General features: G+C 73.7%; 9 protein-coding genes and 2 riboswitches. Of the genes, 5 read left to right on the top strand and 4 right to left on the bottom strand.

The window, feature by feature from the left end; translation table 11 throughout:
* Positions 1-31: 31 nt before the first annotated feature.
* From ACFRCR_RS14120 to ACFRCR_RS14110, 3 genes are all read right to left on the bottom strand, one after another.
* Positions 32-814, bottom strand: coding sequence for a GNAT family N-acetyltransferase (locus ACFRCR_RS14120; protein ID WP_377678378.1), 783 nt, complete (start codon positions 812-814; stop codon positions 32-34).
* A 123-nt stretch (positions 815-937) separates the two neighbouring features.
* On the bottom strand, positions 938-2,338 hold the full coding sequence (locus ACFRCR_RS14115; protein WP_377678377.1) for an aminotransferase class V-fold PLP-dependent enzyme: 1,401 nt from the start codon (positions 2,336-2,338) through the stop codon (positions 938-940).
* Positions 2,339-2,379: 41 nt separating this feature from the next.
* Positions 2,380-2,494, bottom strand: a riboswitch (SAM riboswitch).
* A 79-nt stretch (positions 2,495-2,573) separates the two neighbouring features.
* Complete coding sequence (locus tag ACFRCR_RS14110) at positions 2,574-3,485, bottom strand: phosphotransferase enzyme family protein (protein WP_377678376.1); 912 nt, start codon at positions 3,483-3,485, stop codon at positions 2,574-2,576.
* 74 nt (positions 3,486-3,559) lie between these two features.
* Positions 3,560-3,652: riboswitch (SAM riboswitch) on the top strand.
* Between the two features lie 6 nt (positions 3,653-3,658).
* On the opposite strand from ACFRCR_RS14110, the gene ACFRCR_RS14105 reads away from it, so the two are divergent.
* The 5 genes from ACFRCR_RS14105 (at position 3,659) to ACFRCR_RS14085 (ending at position 8,171) form a co-directional block, all read left to right on the top strand.
* Entirely contained in the window at positions 3,659-4,123 is a 465-nt protein-coding gene (locus tag ACFRCR_RS14105; RefSeq protein ID WP_377678374.1) for a rhodanese-like domain-containing protein, read from the top strand.
* A 20-nt stretch (positions 4,124-4,143) separates the two neighbouring features.
* Positions 4,144-5,406: an O-succinylhomoserine sulfhydrylase gene (locus ACFRCR_RS14100; RefSeq protein ID WP_377678380.1), complete on the top strand. Its 1,263-nt coding sequence runs from the start codon at positions 4,144-4,146 to the stop codon at positions 5,404-5,406.
* Positions 5,407-5,527: 121 nt separating this feature from the next.
* A complete protein-coding gene (locus ACFRCR_RS14095; protein ID WP_377678372.1) occupies positions 5,528-6,577 on the top strand; it encodes an LLM class flavin-dependent oxidoreductase in 1,050 nt (349 codons plus the stop codon).
* A gap of 4 nt (positions 6,578-6,581) precedes the next feature.
* Positions 6,582-7,433, top strand: a complete 852-nt coding sequence (locus ACFRCR_RS14090; protein ID WP_377678371.1) for an MBL fold metallo-hydrolase — start codon at positions 6,582-6,584, stop codon at positions 7,431-7,433.
* A 66-nt stretch (positions 7,434-7,499) separates the two neighbouring features.
* Positions 7,500-8,171: a DUF1345 domain-containing protein gene (locus ACFRCR_RS14085; protein ID WP_377678369.1), complete on the top strand. Its 672-nt coding sequence runs from the start codon at positions 7,500-7,502 to the stop codon at positions 8,169-8,171.
* Positions 8,172-8,181: 10 nt separating this feature from the next.
* Here the strand turns inward: ACFRCR_RS14085 and ACFRCR_RS14080 are convergent, their stop codons facing one another.
* On the bottom strand, positions 8,182-8,463 hold the full coding sequence (locus ACFRCR_RS14080; protein WP_377678367.1) for a hypothetical protein: 282 nt from the start codon (positions 8,461-8,463) through the stop codon (positions 8,182-8,184).
* Positions 8,464-8,529: the final 66 nt, after the last annotated feature.

The following is an 8,529-nucleotide window of genomic DNA, read 5'->3' as shown; positions in this document are numbered from 1 at the left end:
GGTGCTGTGGACAGGGTGTACGCGGAGAAGGTCAGAGCGCGATGACCGGGGGAAGGTCGGGGACCACGGCGAGGTCGGCCGGGCCGGCCACGACGCCGAAGCCGACCCCGAGCGGGACCTCGCCGACGGGCGGCACCACCGTGAGGACCGGCGGCCCCACAGGCACCTCGGCCCCGAGCTCCCCGGCGTCGGGCGCCCCGGCGTCGGTCAGCCCGACCGGGCCGAGCACGGGCACGATGCGCGGGCTCGCGATCCGGTCGAGCAGGCCGAGCTCGACGCCCGCCCACTCGTGCGCCAGGATCGAGAAGCACACCGAGTCGGCCCGGGTCCCGTCGGGAGCCGTGCGATGACCACGCATGACGCCCTCCTCGTACGCGCCGAGGCGACGCATCGCGGCGAGCGAGCGCGCGTTGCGCGCGTCCACCCGGAACCCCACGCGGTGCACGTCCCACGACTCGAACGCATGTCGGAGCAGCAACCATTTCGAAACCGGGTTGACGAGGCTCCCCCACGTGGAACGGGCGTAGAAGGTCCGCCCGATCTCCACGCGCCTGTCGTCGAGCGACAGGTCACGGAAAGCGGTGCTCCCCACCACGAGACCCGAGCCCGCGTCGACGACGGCGAAGGCCGTCAGCGCGCGGGTGGCGCGGGTGTCCTCGATGAAGTTCACCATCCCGACCTCCCCCTCGGGGAGGGTCGTACTCATGCCTGCCCACATCGACGGATCGACGATCTGGGCCAGCGCACCGGCGTGCGCGACAGCCAGGGGTTCGAGGCGGAACCCGTGGCCTTCAAGGTGGACATCGTGCTGCACAGCGCATATCAGAACACACGCAGGCGTCGCCGCCAAGACCACGGAGCGGTCGTTCGTGAACGACAGGGTGACGGACCGGTGAACGTTGCGCTCCAGGCAGCGTCTCCGCAGGTCAGAGGGCGCTCAGGCGGGGGCCGGTCCGCAGCCCACGGCGGCCGTGATGTTGCCTGCGGCGGCCGTCGCGAACAGGCCCGACAGCCCCGCGACCTGCAAGAGCGGACGCGGGTCGTCGCTCACGACCCAGCAGCCGTCCACGACCTCGTACCGGGCCTTGGCCCCCTCGCTCACCCAGGTGCGCAGCGCGGTGACGAGACGGTCGATCTCCTCGCCCGTCGTGCCGACCCCGATCGACGCCCTGATCGCCCCGGCCGGGAAGCCCAGCCGGGCCAGGAGCGGGTGCGCGCAGAAGCGGCCGTCACGCACGCCGATGCCGTGCTCGGCCGACAGGTAGGCCGCGACGAGCCCCGCGTCGGAGCCGTCGACCGAGAACGTCACGACCCCCACCGGGTCGACGGCGTCGGCCCAGGCCCGCACGACGCGCACGCCGTCGATCGCCTCGAGCCCCGCGACGAGCCGGGCCCGCAGCTCGGTCTCGTGCGCGACGAGCACGCCGGGCTCGAGGGCCGCGAGCGCGTCGCACGCGGAGGCGAGCGCGACCGCGCCGATCACGTTGGGCGACCCGGCCTCGTGCCGTGCCGGGGCGCTCTGCCACGTGGTGCCGTCGAGCGTGACGTTGCGGACCGCGCCACCACCGGCGAGGTAGGGCGTGCCGGTGTCGAGCCAGTCGCGGCGACCGACGAGAGCGCCCGCACCGAACGGCGCGTAGGTCTTGTGCCCCGAGAACGCGACGTAGTCCACGTCGGTCGCGGCGAGCGAGACGCCCCGGTGCGGGACGAGCTGGGCGCCGTCGAGCAGGACGCGCGCGCCGGCGTCGTGCGCCGCGGTCACGACCTCGGCGAGCGGCAGCGACTCGCCCGTGACGTTCGACGCGCCCGTGACCGCGACGAGCGCGTACGGGAAGCGCGACAGCTCGGCGCGCAGCCCGGACAGGGTCTCGGCGACCGTCGCACCGCCGACCAGGACCGTGGCGCCGCCCGTGCGCTGCCAGGGCAGGAGGTTCGCGTGGTGCTCGACGTCGAGGACGAGCACACGCCCTGGCGAGCCGTCGGCCCGGGCCGGGACGCAGCCCGCGAGGAGGTTGAGGGAGTCCGTGGTGTTGCGCGTGACGATCGTGACGTCGTCCTCGCGCGCGCCGACGAACGCGCCGATGGTCTGGCGCGCGGCCTCGTAGAGGGCCGTCGACACCTGGGACAGGTAGCCCGCGCCGCGGTGCACGCTCGCGTACAGCGGCAGGACCTCGGTGACCCGGTCGGCCACGACCTGGAGCGCCGGGGCCGAGGCCGCGACGTCGAGGTTCGCGTACGGGACGCTGCGCCCGTCGACGAGGGGGACCAGGGTGTCGCTGCCCACGACGGGCAGCACGGCACACGAGGTGGGTGCTTCGATGACTGCGTGTGCGCTCATGGCACGTCCTCCGGTGGTCGTCGGAGTTCGCCGTGCCGGCCCCTCCGCGCTTGCCCCCCTCCAGATAGAGAGGGACCTGGTCGTCACCCGGGGCACCCCACCGCGGAGGAGGGTTGCCGGCCAGCAAACCGGGGTTTTGCGCTGGCACTCATGACCTGGTGTCCAGGATGGTCGAGGCGCGCGGAGCGTGTCAACCGGTGGGCACCGCGTCTCGGATCGTGGTCAGGGTGGTCTGTCAGGCGGGCAGGACGGGCGAGGCCGAGGACGCGTCCGCGAGCGCCTGCGCGCGCCGCGCGTCGGCCCGGTACATGGCCGCGTGCTCCCGGAAGTCGGCCCGACCGGTCGCGGTCGCCCGCTCGTCCGTGAACGCCGCGAGCTCGTCGAGCCGCGCGACGACGGTGGTCAGGACCTCGCGGCGCGAGTACGGCATCCCGTACGCGGAGACCAGGGCGTCGAGCCGCGCCATCGGGTCCAGCCGCCCGACGACGTCGCTCCCCTCCGACTCCCCTGCGTCCGCCACGAGGGGCGCGAGCCGGTAGCCGAGGTAGGCCAGGTCCCAGATCCGGGGGCCGGGGCTCGCGGTGTCGAAGTCGATGAGCCCCACGAGGGTTCCGTCGCGGAAGACCATGTTGTACGGGGCGACGTCGTTGTGGCACACGACCTCGGCGGGCTCGTGCGGTGCGGTCTGCCAGACAGGGGCCGGCGGGGCGTCGGGGACGAGGGCGGCGGCGCCTGTGTCGAGGAACCCGACGCTCGCGTCGTGCACGCGCCGCAGCAGCGCGCCCGCATCCCGGAGCACCGCGTCGTCCCAGACCCACGGGGGCAACGGGTAGTTCCCGACGTCACCGGGGAGGAACGACAGCACCTCTCGCCCCTGGTCGTCGGTTCCCAGCGGCTCGGGTACCTCGGTGACGCCCTGTGCTCGCAGGTGCCGCAGGAGCGCCTGGACCGTGGGCGTCCAGGGCCCCGCGGTCCGGCGGACGGTGTCGCCGCTGCGCACGACCGTCGTCGAGTTCCCGCCGGCCAGGGGCTCCTCGGCCTGGTCGGGCGCCGCGAGGTAGAGGGCTTGCGTCGAGGTAGAGCCCCCTGGCCCTCCGTCTCGACGGGATTCCTCTACCTCGTGGTCCGGTGCGGGGAGGTCGCTCATGCGCAGGAACCTAGCCCGACCACCCTGCGAGACACCTGTTCTTTTCCGTGGTCACGGTGGCGTACGATCCGACGCAACCATCCAGAGCGGCTGAGTGACTTGGCACGATGACGCCGCAGCAACCCCCCGGTGACGGGCGAGGGTGCTACCGCCACGACCGATGGAGGATCACCATGAGTGCCCCCGACCGCGCGACCGCTGCCCCGGTCCCCGACGCCCGGCCTGCCGACGGCTACGCCGGGGACATCACGCCCCAGCAGGCGTGGGCCCTGCTCCAGAGCGACCCGAGCGCCGTCCTCGTGGACGTCCGCACCGACGCCGAGTGGCGCTTCGTCGGGGTCCCCGATCTTGCCTCGACGGGCCGCGAACCGGTCCTGACCCAGTGGGTCGACGTCACGGGCCGCCCCAACCCGGCGTTCGTCGCGGAGCTCACCGCGGCCGGGTTGAGCCCTGAGCGTCCGGTCGTCTTCCTGTGCCGCTCGGGAGCCCGCTCGATCGGCGCGGCCAAGGCCGCGACCGCCGCGGGGCTTGGCCCCGCGTACAACGTCCTCGAGGGTTTCGAGGGAGCGCTCGACGGCACCGGCCACCGCGGCTCCGACGGCTGGCGCGCCGCGGGCCTGCCTTGGACGCAGTCGTGAGCGCCGCGACCGGGGACGGCGTGCTCCGCATCCCCGCCGGCATCCCGGGCGGCTCGGGTCGTGGCCCGCTCCCCCGCTCGGTCCGCCCCGACACGCTCGCCGTGCGCGGCGGCCACGCCCGCACCAACTTCGAGGAGACGAGCGAGGCGCTCTTCCTCACGCAGGGCTACGTGTACGGGAGCGCCGCCGAGGCCGAGGCCGCGTTCACAGGCGAGGTCGACCGCTTCATCTACTCGCGCTACGGCAACCCGACGGTGCACACGTTCGAGGAGCGGCTGCGCCTCATCGAGGGCGCCGAGGCCTGCTACGCGACCGCGTCGGGCATGTCCGCGGTCTTCACCTCGCTCGCGGCGCTGGTCGGCGCCGGGTCGCGCATCGTCGCGGCCCGCGCGCTGTTCGGCTCGTCGCTCGTGATCTTCGACGAGATCTTCGCCAAGTGGGGCGTGCGCACCGACTACGTCGACGGCCACGTCCTCTCGCAGTGGGAGGAGGCGCTGTCGACCCCCGCGGACGTCGTCTTCTTCGAGACCCCGTCCAACCCCATGCAGGACGTGATCGACGTGCGCCGGGTGAGCGACCTCGCGCACGCCGCGGGTGCCGTCGTCGTGCTCGACAACGTGTTCGCGACCCCCGTGCTGCAGAAGCCGCTCGAGCTCGGCGCCGACGTCGTCGTGTACTCGGCGACCAAGCACATCGACGGACAGGGGCGCGTGCTGGGCGGCGCGATCCTGGGCTCCGAGGAGTACGTCAAGGGACCGGTCCAGACCTTCATCCGCAACACCGGCCCGTCGCTCAGCGCGTTCAACGCGTGGGTCCTGGTCAAGGGGCTCGAGACCCTCTCGGTGCGCGTCAAGGCGCAGAACGCCTCGGCCCTCCAGGTCGCGACGGCCCTCGAGGAGCTGCCGGGCGTCACGGCCGTGCGCTACCCGTTCCTGGCCTCGCACCCGCAGGTCGAGCTCGCCAAGGCCCAGCAGAGCGGTGGCGGGACGGTCGTGACGTTCAACCTCGACGTGCTGGGCGCCGACGACCCGCGCACCGACCCCGAGCTCCTCAAGAAGCGCACGTTCCAGTTCCTCGACGCCCTGCGGGTCGTGGACATCTCGAACAACCTGGGCGACGCCAAGTCGCTCATCACGCACCCGGCGACCACGACGCACCGCAAGCTGGGTCCGGACGGGCGTGCCGCCGTCGGGATCGCGGAGACGACCGTGCGCCTGTCGATCGGCCTCGAGGACCCGCTCGACCTCATCGAGGACGTCGAGCAGGCGCTCGCCGCACGCTAGCCCCTCACGGGCCACGCGCCGGGTGCGGAGCAGTCGTCCGATCGAGCGATCGACGACAGCTGCTCCGCACCCAGCGGCCGCGCAGGAATACCCCGGCCGTATCCCGGGGTTGCACCAGGCGATGACTACCTCGCCGCGCCTCTCCGTCCTCGACCTCGTCCCCGTCCGCTCGGGACAGTCCTCCGCCCAGGCCATCGCCGCCTCCCTGGACCTCGTGCGCCTCGCCGACCGCCTCGGCTTCACGCGCTACTGGTTCGCCGAGCACCACAACATGCCCGCGGTCGCGGCCTCGGCACCGCCCGTCATGATCTCGGCGGCTGCAGCGGTGACCGAGCGGATCCGCGTCGGGTCGGGCGGCGTCATGCTCCCCAACCACGCACCCCTCGTCGTCGCCGAGCAGTTCGCGGTCCTGGAGGCCATGGCCCCGGGGCGCATCGACCTGGGCATCGGGCGCGCGCCCGGCAGCGACCCCGTCGTCACCGCACTGCTGCGCAGCAGCGGCCCGACGTCCGACGTCGACCGCTTCCCCCAGCACGTCCAGGACATCCGCTCGCTCATGAGCGCCGAGGGCGCCTCGGTCCGCCTCACGACGGGCCAGGTCTACGACGTCCACGCGACCCCGGCCGCCGAGACGGTGCCGACCGTGTGGCTGCTCGGGTCGAGCGACTACTCCGCGCGGCTCGCCGCAGAGCTCGGCCTGCCGTACGTGTTCGCCAACCACTTCTCGGGCGCCGGCATCGACGAGATCCTCGCGCTCTACCGCGACGGCTACCGCCCGTCGGCCGAGCACCCCGCGCCGGAGACGTTCCTGACGGTCAACGTGTCGGTCGCCCCGACGCTCGACGAGGCCCGCGCCCGCGCCCTGCCGCAGGCGCGCATGATGGCCCGCCTGCGCTCGGGGAAGCCGCTGGGCGCCCAGGAGACGGTCGAGGACGCCGCGTCGACGCCGCTCGACGGGCTCACGTCCCAGATGGCCGACGAGATGCTCGACCGCTGGATCGTCGACGAGCCCCAGGCTGCCGCCCGTCGCGTGCGCGAGCTCGCCGCCCGGCACGGCGTCGACGAGGTCATGGTCGTGCCCGTCGCGGCGTCGCGGGCCGACGAGTCGCTCGACGCGACGCCCGGGCGCACGCAGACGCTCGAGCTGCTCGCGGCCGCGCTCGGCGACTGATCCCGTGACCCCACCGAGCGACGACCGCACCAGCCCGCCCGCCGGTGCGGCGCCGTCGGGCGGGCCCGTCCGCGTCACGGACCTGGCCTCGGTGCTGCTCGCCCCCAACCCCGGCCCCATGACGCTCGACGGGACCAGGTCCTACGTCCTGGCCGCACCGGGGGCGCGCTCGCGCGTGGTCGTCGACCCCGGGCCCGACGACGTCGCTCACCTCACCGCCCTGGCCGCCGGCCCGCGCGTCGAGGTCGTCCTGATCACGCACCGTCACGCCGACCACACCGCAGGAGCGGCACGCTTCGCCGCGCTCACGGGCGCGCCCGTCCGTGCCGCGGACCCGGCGCACTGCCACCCGGCTCGTTCCCAGGAGGCGACGCCGTTGCGGGGCGGCGAGACGATCCACGCGGCCGGGCTGCAGATCGAGGTCCTCGCGACTCCCGGGCACACGGGCGACTCGACGAGCTTCCACCTCCCCGGAGACGGGTCGCACGGCAGCGTCCTCACGGGCGACACCGTCCTTGGTCGCGGCACCACGGTCATCGCCGAGCCCGACGGGTCGCTCCGCGACTACCTCACGAGCCTCGACGTGCTCGGGTCGCTCGGCGCCGCGACGGTCCTGCCCGCGCACGGCCCGCACCTGGGCGACCTGTCCGCCGTCGTGCGGACGTACCGCGAGCACAGGGAAGCCAGGCTCGCGCAGGTGCGCACGGCGCTCGGGGACCGAGCGCGCGACTCGGTCACGGAGACGCTCGTCGACGACGTGACCGCCACGGTCTACGGCGACGTCGCTCCCGGCCTGCTTCCCGCGGCACGGCAGAGCGTCCGGGCGCAGCTCCGGTACCTCGCCGAGGGGGCGTAGCCGCGGACGCCGCAGGACGAGTCCGGCCGACGCGCCGGGCCGCGCGGCCGGTGGTTGACTGACCGCGTGACGCCCTCCCGCCCGGACCTGCCCTCCGGCCCCGTCCCCCGCGACCGGCTCGGACCCGGGCCCGGGTGGCGTCTGGCGGCCGGGGCCCTGGTCGGCGTGGCCGTCGGGACCTGGCTCGGTACGCAGGGCTACCCGCGGTTCGCGGTCCTCGCGGGCTGGAGCGTCGCCGCCCTGCTGTTCGTCGTGTGGACCTGGGCCGTCATCGCGCCCATGGACGCCCGGGTGACCGCAAGCCATGCCACGCGTGAGGAACCGTCCCGGCGGGTGGCGCACCTGTTCATCCTGGCGGCGGCGGTCGTGAGTCTCGTCGGGGTCGGGCTCCTGCTGCTCGCCTCTCCCGCCGACAAGAGCGCGCAGGCGCTCACCGCGGTGTTCGCCGTGGGGAGCGTCGCGATCTCGTGGGCCGCCGTCCACACCTTGTTCGGGCTGGCCTACGCGCGGCAGTACTACACGGGCGTCGACGGCGGCATCGACTTCAACCAGGCCGAGCCGCCGCGGTACCTCGACTTCATGTACGTGGCGTTCACGGTCGGGATGAGCTTCGCGATCTCCGACACCAACGTGACGTCGGGCACGATCCGCCGGACGGCGCTGGGCCACGCCCTGCTGTCCTACATGTTCGGGACCGTGATCATCGGCGCCGTCGTCAACCTGGTCGCGGGGCTCTGACCCCGCCGTCTCACCGGTTCCGGCGGGTCAGGAGGCTCGACACGAGCGCGGCGACAGCGGCCACCGCGGTGACGAGGAAGAGTGCGAGGGCGACCCTCAGCGGGGTGTACGCGATGCGCTCGGTCATCTCGCCCGCCGGACCGAACCACCCCCAGTCCGCGACCACGGCCTCGATGCGCGAGCCGATCGCTCCCACCCGGCCCGGCGCCGCGCCGAGCATCCCGGTCACCCACGCGACGCAGTCGATCACATGGGCGCCGAACACGGAGGAACCGGACAAGAGGGTGAGCACCGGACCAGGGTAACGGGTCGGGCGGCCGGGCAGCGGGTGATATCGCGGACGGACGTACCCGCGATG

Origin of the sequence: Oerskovia sp. NPDC056781 (genome assembly GCF_042789955.1) — a bacterium.
Taxonomy (GTDB): Bacteria; Actinomycetota; Actinomycetes; order Actinomycetales; family Cellulomonadaceae; genus Oerskovia; species Oerskovia rustica.
This window is presented reverse-complemented; position numbering and strand designations above follow the sequence as displayed.

Coding starts and splice junctions, on each gene's coding strand:
- ACFRCR_RS14095 (WP_377678372.1), top strand. CDS start 5,528: ATGACTACCTCGCCGCGCCTCTCCGTCCTCGACCTCGTCCCCGTCCGC.
- ACFRCR_RS14110 (WP_377678376.1), bottom strand. CDS start 3,485: ATGAGCGACCTCCCCGCACCGGACCACGAGGTAGAGGAATCCCGTCGA.
- ACFRCR_RS14115 (WP_377678377.1), bottom strand. CDS start 2,338: ATGAGCGCACACGCAGTCATCGAAGCACCCACCTCGTGTGCCGTGCTG.
- ACFRCR_RS14105 (WP_377678374.1), top strand. CDS start 3,659: ATGAGTGCCCCCGACCGCGCGACCGCTGCCCCGGTCCCCGACGCCCGG.